The organism is Spirillospora sp. NPDC047279, from assembly GCF_040643285.1.
Lineage (GTDB): Bacteria > Actinomycetota > Actinomycetes > Streptosporangiales > Streptosporangiaceae > Spirillospora.
Genome location: NZ_JBEYUA010000018.1, coordinates 76,083 through 92,060, shown reverse-complemented (window position 1 = coordinate 92,060; position 15,978 = coordinate 76,083). Strand labels below are relative to the sequence as shown.

12 protein-coding genes are annotated in these 15,978 nt (G+C 71.8%); 4 read left to right on the top strand and 8 right to left on the bottom strand.

Annotated features, from left to right (window positions below):
• The first annotated feature begins 221 nt into the window (after nt 1–221).
• Nucleotides 222–863, top strand: a complete 642-nt coding sequence (locus ABZ810_RS37105; RefSeq protein WP_358411335.1) for a GtrA family protein — start codon at nt 222–224, stop codon at nt 861–863.
• 76 nt (nt 864–939) lie between these two features.
• Here the strand turns inward: ABZ810_RS37105 and ABZ810_RS37100 are convergent, their stop codons facing one another.
• From ABZ810_RS37100 to glgX, 5 genes are all read right to left on the bottom strand, one after another.
• Entirely contained in the window at nt 940–2,217 is a 1,278-nt protein-coding gene (locus ABZ810_RS37100; RefSeq protein WP_358411333.1) for an ATP-binding protein, read from the bottom strand.
• Between the two features lie 97 nt (nt 2,218–2,314).
• The gene (locus tag ABZ810_RS37095) at nt 2,315–2,986 is read right to left on the bottom strand and encodes a response regulator transcription factor (RefSeq protein ID WP_151558558.1); all 672 of its coding nucleotides are present in this window, start codon (nt 2,984–2,986) and stop codon (nt 2,315–2,317) included.
• A gap of 202 nt (nt 2,987–3,188) precedes the next feature.
• A complete protein-coding gene (treZ, locus tag ABZ810_RS37090) occupies nt 3,189–4,961 on the bottom strand; it encodes a malto-oligosyltrehalose trehalohydrolase (RefSeq protein ID WP_358411331.1) in 1,773 nt (590 codons plus the stop codon).
• Between the two features lie 4 nt (nt 4,962–4,965).
• Nucleotides 4,966–7,260 (bottom strand): malto-oligosyltrehalose synthase, encoded by a 2,295-nt coding sequence (gene treY / locus ABZ810_RS37085; protein ID WP_358411329.1) that lies wholly within the window; start codon nt 7,258–7,260, stop codon nt 4,966–4,968.
• Nucleotides 7,253–9,370 (bottom strand): glycogen debranching protein GlgX, encoded by a 2,118-nt coding sequence (glgX, locus tag ABZ810_RS37080; RefSeq protein ID WP_358411327.1) that lies wholly within the window; start codon nt 9,368–9,370, stop codon nt 7,253–7,255. The genes treY and glgX overlap by 8 nt, the downstream gene beginning before the upstream one ends.
• A gap of 165 nt (nt 9,371–9,535) precedes the next feature.
• On the opposite strand from glgX, the gene ABZ810_RS37075 reads away from it, so the two are divergent.
• Nucleotides 9,536–9,835, top strand: coding sequence for a (2Fe-2S)-binding protein (locus ABZ810_RS37075; RefSeq protein WP_358411325.1), 300 nt, complete (start codon nt 9,536–9,538; stop codon nt 9,833–9,835).
• Nucleotides 9,836–9,937: 102 nt separating this feature from the next.
• The gene (gene bfr, locus ABZ810_RS37070; RefSeq protein WP_358411323.1) at nt 9,938–10,435 is read left to right on the top strand and encodes a bacterioferritin; all 498 of its coding nucleotides are present in this window, start codon (nt 9,938–9,940) and stop codon (nt 10,433–10,435) included.
• A 79-nt stretch (nt 10,436–10,514) separates the two neighbouring features.
• Here the strand turns inward: bfr and ABZ810_RS37065 are convergent, their stop codons facing one another.
• Nucleotides 10,515–11,516 carry an adenylate/guanylate cyclase domain-containing protein gene (locus ABZ810_RS37065; RefSeq protein WP_358411321.1) on the bottom strand — a complete coding sequence of 334 codons (1,002 nt, stop codon included), beginning with the start codon at nt 11,514–11,516 and terminating at the stop codon, nt 10,515–10,517.
• Nucleotides 11,517–11,596: 80 nt separating this feature from the next.
• Nucleotides 11,597–12,442, bottom strand: coding sequence for a biotin--[acetyl-CoA-carboxylase] ligase (locus tag ABZ810_RS37060; protein ID WP_358411319.1), 846 nt, complete (start codon nt 12,440–12,442; stop codon nt 11,597–11,599).
• Nucleotides 12,443–12,504: 62 nt separating this feature from the next.
• Between ABZ810_RS37060 and ABZ810_RS37055 the strand changes: the two genes are divergently transcribed.
• Complete coding sequence (locus tag ABZ810_RS37055; RefSeq protein ID WP_358411317.1) at nt 12,505–13,284, top strand: enoyl-CoA hydratase-related protein; 780 nt, start codon at nt 12,505–12,507, stop codon at nt 13,282–13,284.
• On the opposite strand, the gene ABZ810_RS37050 is transcribed toward ABZ810_RS37055, so the two are convergent.
• Nucleotides 13,285–15,957 carry a phosphoenolpyruvate carboxylase gene (locus ABZ810_RS37050; protein ID WP_358411523.1) on the bottom strand — a complete coding sequence of 891 codons (2,673 nt, stop codon included), beginning with the start codon at nt 15,955–15,957 and terminating at the stop codon, nt 13,285–13,287.
• Nucleotides 15,958–15,978: the final 21 nt, after the last annotated feature.

The following is a 15,978-nucleotide window of genomic DNA, read 5'->3' as shown; positions in this document are numbered from 1 at the left end:
GTCCGGCGTGGCCGGGCCTTCCGTCCGTCCCGTGAACCTTCCGTGAACGAACGGGGCGCGCGGAACGTCGGACATGGTGTGACCGTCTGATCAGTGGGCAGGGAATGACCCAGGTGGTGTGAAACGTTCATGTTCTGGCGTCTCGGGGGCACCATGCGTCTATCCTCGTTGTGCCTTCGCAGCCATCGTGCACCCGTCGCAGTACGGAAGGATCTTCCTTCGTGAGCCTCGTCGCCAACCTTTATCGCCGTTTCGCGCACCTTGTGCACGAACTCATGAAGTTCGGCAGCGTCGGCGCCATCGCGTTCGTGATCACGATCGGGCTGAGCAACGTACTGCACTCGGAGTCGGGCTTCGGGATGGGCCCGCTCACCTCCAACGCGCTGGCCACGGTGGTGGCGACCACCTTCGCCTACCTGGCCAACCGCTACTGGACGTTCCGGCACCGCGACCGCACCGGCATCGGCCGCGAGTACGTGCTGTTCTTCGCCCTCAACGGCGTCGGCCTGGTGATCACCCAGCTGTTCATCGGGTTCACCCACTACGTGCTGGACCTCACCGGCCCGATCCCCTACAACGCCGCCCTGATCGTCGGAACGGGCGTGGCGACGCTGTTCCGCTTCTGGTCGTACAAGAAGTGGGTGTTCCTGCCGGTGACCTCGCCGCACGTCGACCCGTCGACCGGACTGCCCGACGCCGCCACCGACGCGGCCGCCCCGTCCGGCGACGGCCGGCCGGTCCACGGCCAGGCCGCGAACGGCTCCCAGCCGGTGAACGGGCACCCGCTGCACGGCCACCCGCTCGACCGCCCCATCGACGCCCGCGAGCCCGAGGGCATGGCCGAGTTCACCCAGAGCCACTGATCCTGCGGGGACGCGCCCGCACCGCCCGCCCGCCCGTACCGCCCGCCCGCACCACCGGGCCTGTGCCGCCCGGCCGTCAGGTGGGGCCGATGACGACGCGCTGCTCGGCGAGCTCGGCGTCGGCGGCCTGGCGCAGGAAGACGCCGAAGATCGCGGGACGGGTCGAGATCAGCTCCAGCCGCCCGCCGTCGACCACCGCGAGCGACCGGGCCAGGTAGAGCCCGAGGCCGGTGCCCTTGCCGCTGCTGACGCTGCGTTCGAAGATCCGCGGCTCCAGGTCGCCCGGGATGCCGGGACCCTCGTCGCCGACCTCCACCACCACCGACTGCGACCCCGGCTTGGTGTTGATCGTCACCGTGCCGCCACCGTGCACCAGCGAGTTGTCCAGCAGCGTCGCGATGATCTGGGAGAGGCCCTCGGGGTTGGTCATGCCGATCAGGCCCCGGTCGCCGGTCATCCGGATCTCCCGGCCGTCCCGCCGGAAGATCGGCCGCCACTCCTCGACCTGCTGGGCGATCACGTCGTCGATCGGCATCGCCACCGCGCCGCCGGTGCGGTCGTGCCGGGCGCGCGCGAGGAGCTGCTCGACGACCGCGACGAGCCGTTCGGTCTGGGCGACGGCCGCCGCGCCCTCCTCCCGGACGACGTCCGGGTAGTCGGCGGCCTCGATCATCTCCTCCAGCCGCATCGACAGCGCGGTCAGCGGCGTGCGCAGCTGGTGGCTGGCGTCGGAGGCGAACTCGCGGCTGGCCGCCAGCAGGTCGGCGATGCGCACCGCGCTGCGGTCCAGGACCTCGGCCACGCTGTCGACCTCGGGGATCCCGTACCGCCGCCGCCGCGGCCTGGCGTTGCCGGACCCGAGCCGGTCGGCGGTCTCGGCCAGGTCGATCAGCGGCAACGTCAGCTTGCGCGCCTGGAACATGGCCAGGCCGACGGTGACCGCGACGCCGAGCGCGGCCAGGCCGCCGATCAGCACCATCTGCCGCAACGCCTCGTCCTGGACCTCCGAGGCCTCCTGCGAGACCTGGACGTGCACGCTGGACTGGGCGCGCGAGTCGGTGAGCAGCGTGGCGCCGTCCGGCGGCTTGGTGCCGGCGGTGATCACCTTGTTGTCGGGCAGCGTGACCACGATGTACCGGCCGTGGTACTCCTGCGCGATCTTCTCGCTGGTGATCTGCTGCTTGGACTCGATGCTGAACAGCACGCCGCCGAGGATCGAGGAGGCCTCACGCTCCAGCGACTGCTGGGCCTCCTCGTAGATGAGCTTGTGCGTCGCGTACGCGAGGGGGATTCCGAGCAGGAGGATCGCCACGACCGCCACCGCGAGCGTCGAGAAGAGCAGACGACGCCTCATCAGGGCTCCTTCAGGGGTGAAGCCATGACCGTGCAGCCCTGCGCCGCCGCGTGGCGCGGCTCGGCGCAGGACTGCGTGACCATGGCGCGTCGGGGGGCTAGTCGCCCCGCTCGAACCGGAACCCGACACCCCGCACGGTCGTGATGTAACGCGGGCTGCCGGCGTCGTCGCCGAGCTTGCGGCGCAACCAGGAAATGTGCATGTCGAGGGTCTTGGTGGAGCCCCACCAGTTGGTGTCCCACACCTCGCGCATGATCTGTTCGCGGGTCACCACCTTTCCGGCGTCCCGCACCAGCACGCGCAGGAGGTCGAACTCCTTGGTGGTCAGCTGGAGCTCCTGGTCGCCCATCCAGGCCCGGCGCGACTCGGCGTCGATCCGGACCCCCTGGACGATCGGGGTCTCGGTGCTGCCGCGGCGCAGCAGCGCCCGCACCCGGGCGAGCAGCTCGGCCAGGCGGAACGGCTTGGTGACGTAGTCGTCGGCGCCGGCGTCCAGGCCCACGACGGTGTCCACCTCGTCGGCACGCGCGGTCAGGATGAGGATGGGCACCCCGTGACCCTCGGAACGGACCCGGCGTGCCACCTCGAGGCCGTCGAGCTCGGGCAGTCCAAGGTCGAGAACGATGAGGTCCACCCCACCGCCGAGCGCCCGTTCCAGGGCCTGCGGTCCGTCCGGGCTCACTTCGACGGTGTAGCCCTCCCGACGCAGCGCGCGGGCGAGAGGCTCGGAGATGGACGTGTCGTCCTCGGCGAGCAGTACTGAGGTCATGTACCGATCGTATGGCCATTCATGAACGTTTCCTGGCTACCGCCACGCTCTTGACCTGCGGTTTGCCACTCGCAGTACATCCTCGAACACGCACGAACCCCGACGAAACAGGAGGTTGACGCCCCTCTGGCCTCAGGAAACTCAGCCGTTCGGCCGGAGACGGGCCGGGCCCGCCCTCGAATCCGCGGGCGCCGTTCCGGCGTCAGACGAGGACGGCCACGGACGCGGGCGGGAGCGTCAGCCTGGGGGGAACGGTCCCGATCGGGCCGGAAAAGTCCATGTAGACGTTGTTGCTCGAGCCGAGGAGCAGCCGGGTCGCGTCGACCGGCAGGGGGACGGTGGCGGTGCCGAGGTTGGCGGCGATCGTGAGCCGGCCGCGGCGGATCACCAGCCAGCGGGCGTCCTCGTCGTAGGTGAGGTCCATCTCGGTCAGGCGCGGATCGGTCAGCTCCGGCCAGGCGCGGCGCAGGGCGATCAGGGCGCGGTGCCATTCGAGGAACTCGCGGTGCAGGGGCTTTCCCGGCTCGTCCCAGTCGAGCACCGAACGCCGGTAGGTATCCACAGCCTGTGGATCGGGAACGTCGTCGGTCCAGCCGTGCCGGCCGAACTCCTTGCGCCGCCCCTCGCTGATGGCGCGCCCCAGCTCGGGGTCGGTGTGGTCGGTGAAGTAGCACCAGGGCGTGGTGGCGCCCCATTCCTCGCCCATGAACACCATGGGAGTGAACGGGGAGGTCAGCACCAGCGCCGCGCCGACCATGAGCCTTCCCGGGGGAAGGTTTGAGGAGATCCGGTCACCGGCCGCGCGGTTGCCGACCTGGTCGTGGTTCTGGAGGTACGCCAGGAAGCGGTGGGCCGGGACCGTGGCGGTGTCCACCGGCCGCCCGTGATGGCGCCCGCGGAACGTGGAGTACGTGCCGTCGTGCACGAACACCCTGGTCATGGCCTTGGCGAGCGTCTCCATGGACCCGAAGTCGCAGTAGTACCCCTGCCGCTCGCCGGTCAGGGCGGCGTGCAGCGCGTGGTGGAAGTCGTCGCTCCACTGGGCGTCCAGGCCGTATCCGCCGGCCTCCCGCGCGCTGACCAGCCGCGGGTCGTTCAGGTCGGACTCGGCGATCAGGAAGAGCTCGCGGCCCACGTGCGCCGACAGCGCGTCCACGGCGGTCGAGATCTCTTCCAGGATGTGGACGGCCTGGCCGTCGGCGATCGCGTGCACCGCGTCGAGCCGGAGCCCGTCGATGTGGTGGTCGCGCAGCCACATCAGCACGTTCTCGACCACGAACGCGCGCACCTCGTCGGCGTGCGGCCGGTCGAAGTTGACCGCGTCGCCCCAGGGCGTGGCGTAGAAGTCGGTGAAGTAGGGCCCGAAGCTCCCCAGCCGGTTGCCGCTCGGCCCGAGGTGGTTGTAGACGACGTCGAGCGCCACCGCGAGCCCGCGCCCGTGCGCCGCGTCGACGAACCGCTTCAGGGCGTCCGGCCCGCCGTACGGCTCGTGCACGGCCCACAGATGGACGCCGTCGTAGCCCCACCCGTGATGGCCGGGGAACGCGGCGACCGGCATCAGCTCGACGACGTCCACGCCGAGCGACACGAGGTGGTCGAGCATGCCGATGGCGGCGTCGAAGGTGCCCTCCGGCGTGAACGTGCCGACGTGCAGCTCGTACACCACGCTCCCGCGCAGCGGGCGTCCGTGCCACAGCCGGTCCGTCCAGGCGAAGCGGTCATGCTCGTAGACCCGGCTCATCCCGTACGCGCCGTTCGGCTGCCAGGGCGAACGCGGGTCCGGCAGCACCTCGGGGTCGTCGTCCAGGACGAAGCCGTAGTCCGTGCCGTGCCCGGCGTCCGGCACGTCGGCCGCCCACCGGCCCGGCCGGCCGGCCACCGGTCCCATCTCGCGCAGATCGGGCCGGTCGTCCGCGGTCCCGATCGCCACCCGGACACGCTCGGCCTTCGGGGCCCACACCTCGAACGTCGTCATGCGCTCACTCACTCGCGGGGAATCGGTCGGGGACCAGCAGGGCCACCGGCAGCGGATCGACGACCTCGGCCAGCGGCAGCCGCGGCCCCTGGTGGACGACGCCGGTGAGGACGTCGCGCCACCCCTCCGCGGCGACCTCGGCGACGGCGCCGCCCCAGCCGCCGCGCCGTTCCAGCCCGGCGGGCAGCCGGGTCGCCACGGTCACCGCCTCGCCGCGGCGGAACGCCACCGCGTGGCCGGCCGCCGCGCCCGTCACGGTCACCTGCTCGTAGGCGCCGCCGCCGAACCACTCCGGGTGCGCCCGGCGCAGCCGCAGCGCCCTGGCGGTCACCAGCAGCTTCTCGTCGTCCAGGTCGCGCGGGGCGGGACCGGTGTCGAGCCGGGTGAGCCGGGAACGGCGCCGCCCGTAGTCGACCGGCCGCCGGTTGTCGGGGTCGACCAGCGACAGTCCGGTCAGCTCGCACCCCTGGTAGACGTCCGGGACGCCCGGCATGGTCAGCTGGACGAGCTTCTGGCCGAGCGTGTTGACCCGCGCGTACGGGGCGATGCGGCCCGTGAACGCGGTGATCCGCTTGATCAGGTCGGCGTCGGCGAGGACCCGCCGGGCGAACCCGAGCACGGCCTCCTCGTACGCCGGGTCGCCGTCGATCCACGACGTCCGGGTCTTGGCCTCCCGCATGGCCTTGGTGAGGAATCCGGTGAGGCGGTCCCCGGTGAGCGGCCAGGCGCCGGCGAGGGTCTGCCAGAGCAGGTATTCGAGGTCGGGCTCCAGCGGCACGCCCTCCGGGTGGTGGTCGTGCCAGCCGCGCACGGTCTCGGCCCACTCGCCGGGAAGCTCGGCGAGCACGGCCAGGCGCGCCCGGACGTCCTCCTGGCGTTTGGTGTCGTGCGTGGAGAGCGTCGTCATGGTGCCGGGCCAGTCGCGCGCGACCCGGGCGCAGAAGTCGTGGAAGTCGGCCGTCCCGACCGAGAAGCGCGCCGGGTCGCCGCCCACCTCGTTCAGCGCGGCCATCCGTGACCAGCGATAGAACGCGGTGTCCTCCACGCCCTTGGCCGCCAGCGGCGCCGACGTCTGCTGGAAGCGCACCACGAACTCGCCGTCCGGCCGCTCGCCCCCCGCCGCAGCACCGGCCGCCGGAGCGCCGCCCGCCGAGGCGGTGGCGTCGTGCTCACCGAGCGCGAGCCGGACGACGGTGCCGAGCAGGTCGTGCAGTTCGCCGGGCAGCTTCGCTCGGGCCCGCCCGGCGGCCCGGTCCAGGACCTTCACCGCCTGGCGGGGCGCCTCCTCGCCGGGCACCACGTACGCCCGGTAGACCGGGAACGCCACCAGCAGCTCGACCAGCACCCGTTCCAGTGCCTCGGGCGGCTCGGACGGCAGCACGCGGCACAACACCTGGTGCAGCCGCGCCACCTCCGGGCGCAGGGCGTGCTCGGCGACGTACCGCCGTGCCTCGTCCTCGACCTCGGCGAAGCCGGCCGGACCGCCGGTGAACGCGGCGTAGGCCTCGGTGAGCGGCCGTTCCCCGTCCGGGTCGACGAAGAGCCCGCCGACCATGCCGAGCGCGTCGTAGCCGGTGGTCCCGGCGCAGCGCCAGTCGGCGGGCAGTTCCTCCTCGCCGGTCGTGATCTTCTCGACCACCACCCAGGCGGCGGGCACCGCGCGGCCGAGCCGCTCCAGGTAGCCGCGCGGGTCGGCGAGACCGTCCGGATGGTCGATGCGCAGGCCGTCGACCAGGTCCTCGTCCGCCAGGCGGACGATCGCGGCGTGCGTGCGGTCGAAGACCTCGGGATCCTCCTGGCGCAGCCCGATCAGCCCGGAGATGTCGAAGAACCGCCGGTAGTTGGGCTCGCCGTCCCACGGCAGGACGACCCGCCCGTCCCCCGCCTCCCAGTCGATGTCGAACCAGCGCGCGGACGCGGCGGACGGCCCCTCGGCCAGCACCTCGGCCAGCGCCCGGTTGAGGTCCACCGGCCGCGGCACCGCCATGTGGTTGGGGACGATGTCGACGAGCACCTTCAGGCCGTGCGCGCGGAACTTCATCACCATCGCGCGGAAGGCGTCCGCGCCGCCCAGCTCGGCCGAGATCTCGTCGTGGTCGACCACGTCGTACCCGTGCGTCGAACCGGGCGCCGCCTGGAGCACCGGCGACAGGTAGGCGTGCGAGACGCCGAGCGCGGCGAGGTACGGGGCGAGCGCGCCGGCCTCGGCGAAGCCGCACCGCGTGCCGGGGCCGTCGCCGGTCGTGCCGCGCAGCTGGATCCGGTACGTGCCGGACGGGAGGACCGGTGCCTCAGACACGGCGCAGCACCTGCACCGAGCGCTGCTCGACCGGGATCGACTCGCCGGCCTTCACGGCGGAGCCCTGGTCCTCGGCGAGCATCGGATCGGCGGTGTCGATCACCTTGAGCCACATCCCCCCGTACCGCCCGGGCGGCACCGTGAAGTCCAGATCCTCGTGATGGGCGTTGAACATCATCAGGAACGAGTCGTCGCGGATGGGCTCGCCCCGCAACCCCGGCTCGCTGATGTGGTTGCCGTTCAGGAAGACCTGCAACGACTTGGCGAAGCCCGCCGACCAGTCGTCGTCGCCCATCCGGTGGCCGCCGGGCGTCATCCACACCAGGTCGGGCAGCTCGGTCTCGGCCCGCATGACCCGTCTGCCCTCGAAGAAGCGCCGGCGCCGGAACACCGGATGCGCGGCGCGCAGCTTCGACAGGCGCTGGACGAAGTCGAGCAGCGGGAAGTGCAGGAGCCTGTTGTCCCAGTCGACCCAGGCCAGCTCGTTGTCCTGGCAGTAGGCGTTGTTGTTGCCGCGCTGCGTCCGTCCCAGCTCGTCGCCGTGCGCGATCATCGGCACGCCCTGCGACAGGAACAGGGTGGCGAGCAGGTTGCGCTTCTGCCGTTCGCGCAGCGCCAGCACCTCCAGGTCCTCGACCGGTCCCTCGTAGCCGCAGTTCCAGGACCGGTTGTCGTCGGTGCCGTCCCGGTTGGCCTCGCCGTTGGCGTCGTTGTGCTTGACGTTGTAGGTGACGAGGTCGTTCAGGGTGAAGCCGTCGTGGCAGGTGACGAAGTTGATCGAGGCGAACGGCTTGCGGCCGTCGTCGGCGTACAGGTCGCTGGAGCCGGCCAGCCGGGACGCGAACTCGGGCATGCTGTCCGGCGTGCCGCGCCAGAAGTCGCGCGTGGCGTCGCGGTACTTGCCGTTCCACTCGGTCCACTGCGGCGGGAAGTTGCCCACCTGGTAGCCGCCCTCGCCCACGTCCCAGGGTTCGGCGATCAGCTTGACCTGCGAGACCACCGGATCCTGCTGGACCAGGTCGAAGAACGCCGCCAGCCGGTCCACCTCGTGGAACTGCCGGGCCAGCGTGGCCGCAAGGTCGAACCGGAACCCGTCGACGTGCATCTCGGTGACCCAGTAACGCAGCGAGTCCATGATCATCTGCAGCACGTGCGGGCTGCGCATCAGCAGGCTGTTGCCGGTGCCCGTGGTGTCCATGTAGTAGCGCGGGTCGTCGTCGGCCAGCCGGTAGTACGAGGCGTTGTCGATCCCGCGCCACGACAACGTCGGGCCCATGTGGTTGCCCTCGGCGGTGTGGTTGTAGACGACGTCGAGGATCACCTCGATCCCCGCCTGGTGCAGGGCCTTCACCATCGACTTGAACTCCAGCACCTGCTCGCCGCGCTGCCCGCCCGCCGAGTACTCGTTGTGCGGGGCGAAGAAGCCGATCGTGTTGTAGCCCCAGTAGTTGCGCAGGCCCTTCTGGACCAGGAAGTCGTCGTGCACGAACTGGTGCACCGGCATGAGCTCGACCGCCGTGATCCCCAGCCGCTCGAAGTGCTCGATCATCACCGGATGCCCGAGGGCGGCGTACGTCCCGCGCAGCCGTTCCGGGATCTCGGGATGCCGCATGGTGAGGCCCTTGACGTGCGCCTCGTAGATCACCGACTCGTGGTACGGCGTTCGCGGCGGCCGGTCGTCCCCCCAGTCGAAGTACGGGCTGACGACCACCGACCGCATCGTGTGCGGCGCCGAGTCGAGGTCGTTGCGCGACCAGGGGTCCCCGAAGTCGTAGCCGAAACAGGCCTGGTCCCAGTCGATGTCGCCCTCGATGGCCATGGCGTACGGGTCCATGAGCAGCTTGGCGGGGTTGCAGCGGGTGCCCTCGTGCGGCGCGTACGGCCCGTGCACCCGGTAGCCGTACCGCTGCCCCGGCATGATCCCCGGGAGGTACCCGTGCCAGACGAACGCGTCCGCCTCGGGGAGCTCCACCCGGGACTCGGACCCGTCCCCGTCGAACAGGCACAACTCCACCCGCTCCGCGGGCTCGGCGAACAGGGCGAAGTTCGTGCCCGCCCCGTCGAAGCGAGCACCCAGCGGATAAGCACCCCCAGGCCAGACGTCCGCCATCTTCCGCCTCCCGACCTAAGGGTCATTTGTCGCGAACCGGATGCTTCCCCCTGAGGGTTGACTCACACCGCCCCCGGGGCCACTGGCCAGATCGGACATTCATGGGTACCGTTAGGCTTGCCTAACCTTATTGAGGCTGCCCTAACGAGAAAGGCCCCCCACCCCATGTACGTCTGCATCTGCAACGCCGTCACGGAGGACGACGTTCGCGGCTGCATGGCGGAGGGCGGCTGCACGACCGCCAAGGACGTCAGGACGGCCTGTGGCATGAAGCCGGGCTGCGGTTCCTGCACCAGGCGCCTCCACGCGCTGGTCAGCGAATTCCGGACGGCCAGCGAGCTGGTGGACGCCATGACCGGCGGCCCCCTCCCGCTGGAGGTCGTGCCCGATCGGGATCAGCCCCGCCTGCCCCTTCCGGTGGCCGGCATCGACGAGAGGGGAGCCGCCTCCACGAGCGCCGCCTGAGACCTTCCTCACACGGCACCCGCCGCGCGTGATCGAGAAAACACGCGCCGAGCGGGCTTCAGTGCTGTTGAGATGGCGCCGGTCATGGAAGGATGGGGCGATATGGAAGGCGACAAGGACATCATCGCGCTGCTCAACGAGCAGCTCACCGCGGAGCTCACCGCGATCAACCAGTACTTCCTGCACGCGAAGATGCAGGACAACTGGGGCTTCACCCGCCTGGCCAAGCACACCCGCGAAGAGTCCATCGAGGAGATGAAGCACGCGGAGCGGCTCACCGACCGCATCCTCTTCCTCGAGGGACTGCCGAACTACCAGAAGCTCAACACCCTCAAGATCGGCCAGACCGTCGTCGAGACGCTCAAGGCCGACCTGGAGCACGAGCTGGAGGCGGTCCACCGCCTCCGTCCCGGCATCGAGCTCATGCGCTCCCGCGGCGACGTCACCTCGGCCCGGATCTTCGAGGACATCCTCGCCAACGAGGAAGAGCACGTCGACTACCTGGAGACCGAGCTGGCCCTGGTCCAGTCCCTCGGCGAGCAGAACTACCTGCTCCGCCTCACCGAGGGCCCGGGCGAGAGCATCTCCGAGCCGGCGTAGCCCGGCTCCCGCTCAACGTCGCCTGACAGGCACCACCCGGCTCGACATGAAGGTCGGCCCGCTTCCGGCGGGCCGGCCTTCAGATTTCGGTGGCCCTTCTGAGGACGAAGGGCTGGATGATGCCGAGCCCCCGGACCGGGCGGCGCACGATGCGGGTGATCTCGAAGGCCGGGTCGTCCCCGAGTTGGGCGGCCAGGGCGTCGTCGATCACCACGGCGCCGGGACGGGCCAGGGAGGTCAGGCGGGCCGCGAGGTTGACCGTGGTGCCGAAGACGTCGCCCATCAGCGGCAGGACCGGGCCGTAGGCGACGCCCACGCGGACGTCGGGGACCTCGGTCTCGTCCTTGATGGCCTCGGCGATGGCGAGGGCGATCTCACCGCCCAGGCGGGGCGAGTCGGCGCTGAAGAGCACCTCGTCGCCCAGCGTCTTGACCAGGCGGCCGCCGCTCGCGGCGACGATGTCGGCCGCGGTCTCCTCGAACCGCTCGACGACCCGGGCGAGCTCCAGCTCGTCCAGCTCACGGCTCATCTGGGTGAACGAGACCATGTCGGCGAAGCCCACGGTGATCTGCTGGCGGGCCGGGACCGAGCCGCCGGCGGTGGCGACGGACGCCATCGCGCGGGTGCCCGCCGCGGCGAGCTGGCGGCGCCAGGCGTGCACGACGAGCGGCTCGAAGTCGTCGATGTGCTTCTCCGCGATCTCGACGATCATCCGGACCGCCTCGGAGCTCGGCGCCTCCTGCGGGTCACCGCTGGTCATCATGCTGCTGAGCAGGTTGACCTGCCACTCGGCGAGGCGGGTCATGGTCTGGCCGAACGCGCGGACCAGGCGGATCACGCCGTCCTCGTCCAGCACGCCGTCCTCGATCAGGCGCTTGATCTGGATGAGCGCGGCGACGTCGCCCTCGGTGTAGGCGATCGCGTCGTCCGGCATCGAGGGATAGCCGAACGCCCGCCAGAGGCGGCTGGAGAACTCCTTGGTGACGCCCGACAGGCGGACGGCGTCGACCCGGGTGTAGCGCAGTTCGCCGCCGAGCAGAAGCTCTTCGATCTCCTTCGGGTCCGGCATGTCCGCAGCCATCTCTGCACCTCCTCCCCCGCGACATATCGTGGCAGACTCGGCGCCCCGGGGGTGATCGGTGTCCCGAAACGCCCGCCGGGTCAGCGCACGTGCACAACGTCACCCGCGTTCACTGTGCGCTCGCCCACCACCAGGCGGCCGGAGCCGTCCACGTCGGTGGCCTGGCCGCTCAGCGTCTCGTCGCCGGGAAGGTCGACCCGGACGGTGCGGCCGAGCGTGGCGCACAGGTCCTTGTACGCCGTGCGCAGGCCGCTGGACTCCGGATCGCCCTTCAGCGCGATCCACTCGCGGTACCAGCCCTCGAACTCCCGCAGGATCGCGCGGAGAAGCAGCGCCCGGTCGCTCAGCGGGGCGCCCTCGATGGCCAGGGAGGTCGCGGTGGGCACGGGGAGCTCGTCCTCCCGGAGCCCCACGTTGAGCCCGACGCCCACGATCACGGCGTCGCCCGCCTTCTCGGCGAGGATCCCGGCCAGCTTGCGCTCGCCGACGAGCAGGTCGTTCGGCCACTTCAGCCGGACGTCGACGGCCACGTCGCCGTGCGCCTCGCCGAAGTCGCCGGCCTCGACGCGGGCGGTCATCCGGCGGACCGCGGTGGCGACGGAGACGCCGGTGAGCAGCGGGATCCAGCCCAGGAGGCCGGCCGGCACCACCGGGCGCAGCAGGAGCGAGAACATCAGGCCGGAACGGGGCGGCGCCGTCCACGGCCGGCCCAGCCGGCCGCGGCCGGCGGTCTGCAGCTCGGTGGTCAGCACCGTGCCCTCCGGCGCGCCCTCCTGGGCGGCGGCCGCGAGATCGGCGTTGGTGGAGCCGGTCTCGTCCACCACCCGCACGCTCCGCCACAACCCGCCGGGCCGGACGAGCGTGCGCTCCAGCGCCGCCTGGTGCAGCGGCGGACGTCCCAGGTCGCCGTACGCTGACTCGTTCATCCGACCATCCAACCCCACCTCACCCCTCGGTCCCGGAAGCGGGGCGCCCTAGAGTGGCGGGCGTGGATGGAGTGACGCTACGGCGGGACGACCAGAACGAGCATGTCGCGGAGATCGTGCTGGACCGGCCGGAGGCGCTCAACGCGCTCTCGACGGCGATGGCACGGCGGCTGGCCGATGTGTGCGCCGAGGTGGCCGCCGAACGGTCGGTGCGGTCGGTGGTGCTGAGCTCGGCGGGCGAGCGGGCCTTCTGCGTCGGCGCCGACCTCAAGGAACGCAACACGATGAGCGACGACGAGATCATGGCGCAGCGGCCGGTGGTCCGGGCCGCCTACGGCGGGGTCCTCGCCCTGCCGCAGCCGGTGATCGCCGCGGTGCGCGGCTACGCGCTGGGCGGCGGGTGCGAGCTCGCGCTGTCGTGCGACCTGATCGTGGCCGACGAGACGGCCGTGTTCGGGCTGCCCGAGGTGGGCGTGGGCCTGGTGCCGGGCGGCGGCGGGACGCAGCTCGCGCTGCGCCGGCTCGGGTCCGGCCGGGCGGCCGACATGGTGTTGACGGGGCGGCGGCTGAGCATCGAGGAGGCCACCTCCTACGGCCTCGTCGACCGCCGGGTGCCCGCCGGGACCGCGCGGGACGCGGCGCTGACCCTGGCCGGGATGATCGCGCAGAACTCCCCGACGGCCGTGCGCGCCGCCAAGCGCGCCATGCGGCTGGGGGCCGGCAAGGACCTGCCCTCGGCGCTGGACTTGGAGGAGAACGCCTGGCGCACGGTGGCGTTCTCCCCCGAACGCCGCGAGGGCATCGCCGCGTTCAACGAGAAGCGCCGCCCGAACTGGCCCTGATCAGCCGGTGTTCTGGAGGCCCGCGGCGACGCCGTTGACCGACAGGAGCAGCAGCTCCTCCAGGTGGCGGCGTTCGCCCTCGTCGGCGACGCCCTCGCGCAGCGCCGACAGGGCGCGCAGCTGGAGGTGCGAGAGCGCGTCCACGTAGGGGTTGCGCAGCTCGACCGCGCGCGACAGCACCTTGCGGTTCTCCAGCAGGCGCTGGTGGCCGGTGACCGCCAGGACGAGGGACCGGGTGCGGTCGTACTCGGCGAGCACGGTCTCGGCCATCTCGGGCCGCCCGCCGAGCGCGAGGTAGCGGGCGGCGATCGCCCGGTCCGACTTGGCCAGGCTCATCTCGGCGTTGTCGAGCAGCGTGCCGAACAGCGGCCACGCCTCGTACGCCTCCTTGAGGCCGGTCAGGTCGGCGCCGTCGTCGGACACCGCGGCCAGGCCGCTGCCCAGGCCGTACCAGCCGGGCAGGTTGACGCGCGTCTGCGTCCAGGCGAACACCCACGGGATTGCCCGCAGGTCCTCCAGGCCGCGGGCGGCCTTGCGGCGGGAGGGGCGCGAGCCGATGCGCAGCTCGGCGATCTCCTCCAGCGGGCTGACGCGCGCGAACCACTCCGCGAAGCCCTCGGTCTCGATCAGGGACCGGAACGCGCTCCGGGCGGCATCGCTGATCTTGTCTGCGAGCGGGCGGAAGCGGGCCGCCGCGTCGCGGGCGCGGTCCTGGACGGCGTCGGTGGACGCCATGAGGACGGCGTTGGTGACCTGCTCGACGTGGCGGCGCGCGATCTGGGGGTTGCCGTAGCGGGCGAAGATGACCTCGCCCTGCTCGGTGACCTTGAACCGGCCCGCGACCGATCCCGGCGCCTGGGCCAGGATCGCGCGGTTGGCCGGGCCGCCGCCGCGGCCGAGCGAGCCGCCCCGGCCGTGGAACATGGTCAGCTTGACGTCGTTGCGGGCCGCCCAGGCGGTCAGGGCCTCCTGCGTGTCGTACAGCCGCAGCGTGGCGCTGGTCGGGCCGAGCTGCTTGGCCGAGTCGGAGTAGCCGAGCATCACCTCGAGGCGGCGGCCGGTGTCGGCGAGGCGCCGCTGGACGGCGGGGATCGCCAGCATGCCCTCCAGGACGGACGGGGCGCGCTCCAGGTCCTCGCCGGTCTCGAAGAGCGGGATCACGTCGAGCACCGGCGCGTCGTCGCCGAGCGAGGCGGCCAGCTCGTGCACGTTGGCGATGTCCTGCTCGGAACGGGTGAACGAGACGACGTAGCGGCTGCACGCCCGGACGCCGAACCGCCGCTGGATCCACGCGACGACCCGCAGCGTGTCGAGGATCTCGGTGGTCATCTCGCCGCGTTCGCCGCCGGCCCGCTCCTTGATCGGCGGCGAAGCCGCCTCCTCGGGAGCTCGGGGGGTGTGGGGGGTCGTCCCCCCACCAGAAGCCCGCACCTCCGCGAGGGCCTTCTCGTGCAGCTCGCTGTGCTGGCGGATCTCCAGCTCGGCCAGGTGGAAGCCGAACGTCTCGACCTGCCAGATCAGGTCCTGGACCTTGCCGTACGCCTGCCGGGTCGCCCCCGCCGCGGCCAGCGAGTCCTGGACGACGCGCAGGTCGGCCAGCAGGTCGTCGGGGGACGCGTAGGCCAGGTCGGCGTCGCGCCGCCGGGTCGCGGCGATGCGCTCCGCCACGTACAGCAGGAACTGCCGGTGCGGCTCCTCGGGCGAACGCTTGGAGATCTCGCCGATGCGCTCGGGCTGGCCGGTGCGCGCGGCCGCCAGGGCGTTGCGCAGGGCGGCCGAGGGCGGCGTGGTCGACTCGTGCACGGTCAGCTCGCGGCCGATCCGGGTGCTGGCGTTCTCCAGGCCCAGCAGCACGTGGTCGGCCTGGATCATGACGGCCTCCCGGGTGACCTGCGCGGTCACGTACGGGTTGCCGTCCCGGTCGCCGCCGATCCAGCTGCCGAACCGCAGGTACGGGCGGACCCGCGGCGGCCTGGCCCCGGTGGCGCCCGGGTCGAGCGCGGTGTCCAGCGACCGGTAGATCCGCGGGACCACCCGGAAGATCGTCTCGTCGAACGCGGCCATCGCGGTGCGGACCTCGTCCAGCGGGTCCATCTGGGCGTGGCGGCGCAGGGCGGTGCGCCACAGGAGGTCGATCTCTTCGCGCAGGCGCCGTTCGAGCTCGTCCTCCCCGTTCGCACCGGGGCCGGCGTTGAGCCTGGTCAGCAGGTCGCCGATGCGTTGGATCGAGGTCACGACGGCCCGGCGGCGGGCCTCGGTCGGGTGGGCGGTGAAGACCGGGCGGAACTCCAGGCCGGCCAGCAGCTCGGCCAGCCGGTCGTCGCCGGCGGCCCTGCGGACCTCCTCGACGGCCGCCTCGACCGAGCTGGGCACCGGCTCGGCGTCGCGGGTGTCGCGCTCGCGCAGGGTGCGGACGCGGTGGTGCTCCTCGGCCAGGTTGGTGAGGTGGAAGTAGACGGTGAACGCGCGGGCGACCTGCTCGGCACGTTCCAGCGACCAGCCGTCGACCAGGGCCGCCACGTCCTCGATGCCGGTCTCGCCGCGGCGCGCGGCGATCACCGCGTGCCGGAGCCGTTCGACGTCGTCGAGCAGCTCCTGCCCGCCGTACTCGACCAGGCTGTCGCCGAGCATGGCGCCCAGCAGCCGGACATCGCGGCGCAGCGGTTCGGGCATGTCCTGCCGGAGAAGGTCGCG

Excerpts from the sequence above, each read along its gene's own strand:
- ABZ810_RS37100 (WP_358411333.1), bottom strand. The coding sequence starts at position 2,217 with ATGAGGCGTCGTCTGCTCTTCTCGACGCTCGCGGTGGCGGTCGTGGCG.
- ABZ810_RS37095 (WP_151558558.1), bottom strand. The coding sequence starts at position 2,986 with ATGACCTCAGTACTGCTCGCCGAGGACGACACGTCCATCTCCGAGCCT.
- treZ (WP_358411331.1), bottom strand. The coding sequence starts at position 4,961 with ATGACGACGTTCGAGGTGTGGGCCCCGAAGGCCGAGCGTGTCCGGGTG.
- glgX (WP_358411327.1), bottom strand. The coding sequence starts at position 9,370 with ATGGCGGACGTCTGGCCTGGGGGTGCTTATCCGCTGGGTGCTCGCTTC.
- ABZ810_RS37075 (WP_358411325.1), top strand. The coding sequence starts at position 9,536 with ATGTACGTCTGCATCTGCAACGCCGTCACGGAGGACGACGTTCGCGGC.
- bfr (WP_358411323.1), top strand. The coding sequence starts at position 9,938 with ATGGAAGGCGACAAGGACATCATCGCGCTGCTCAACGAGCAGCTCACC.
- ABZ810_RS37065 (WP_358411321.1), bottom strand. The coding sequence starts at position 11,516 with ATGGCTGCGGACATGCCGGACCCGAAGGAGATCGAAGAGCTTCTGCTC.
- ABZ810_RS37060 (WP_358411319.1), bottom strand. The coding sequence starts at position 12,442 with ATGAACGAGTCAGCGTACGGCGACCTGGGACGTCCGCCGCTGCACCAG.
- ABZ810_RS37050 (WP_358411523.1), bottom strand. The coding sequence starts at position 15,957 with ATGCCCGAACCGCTGCGCCGCGATGTCCGGCTGCTGGGCGCCATGCTC.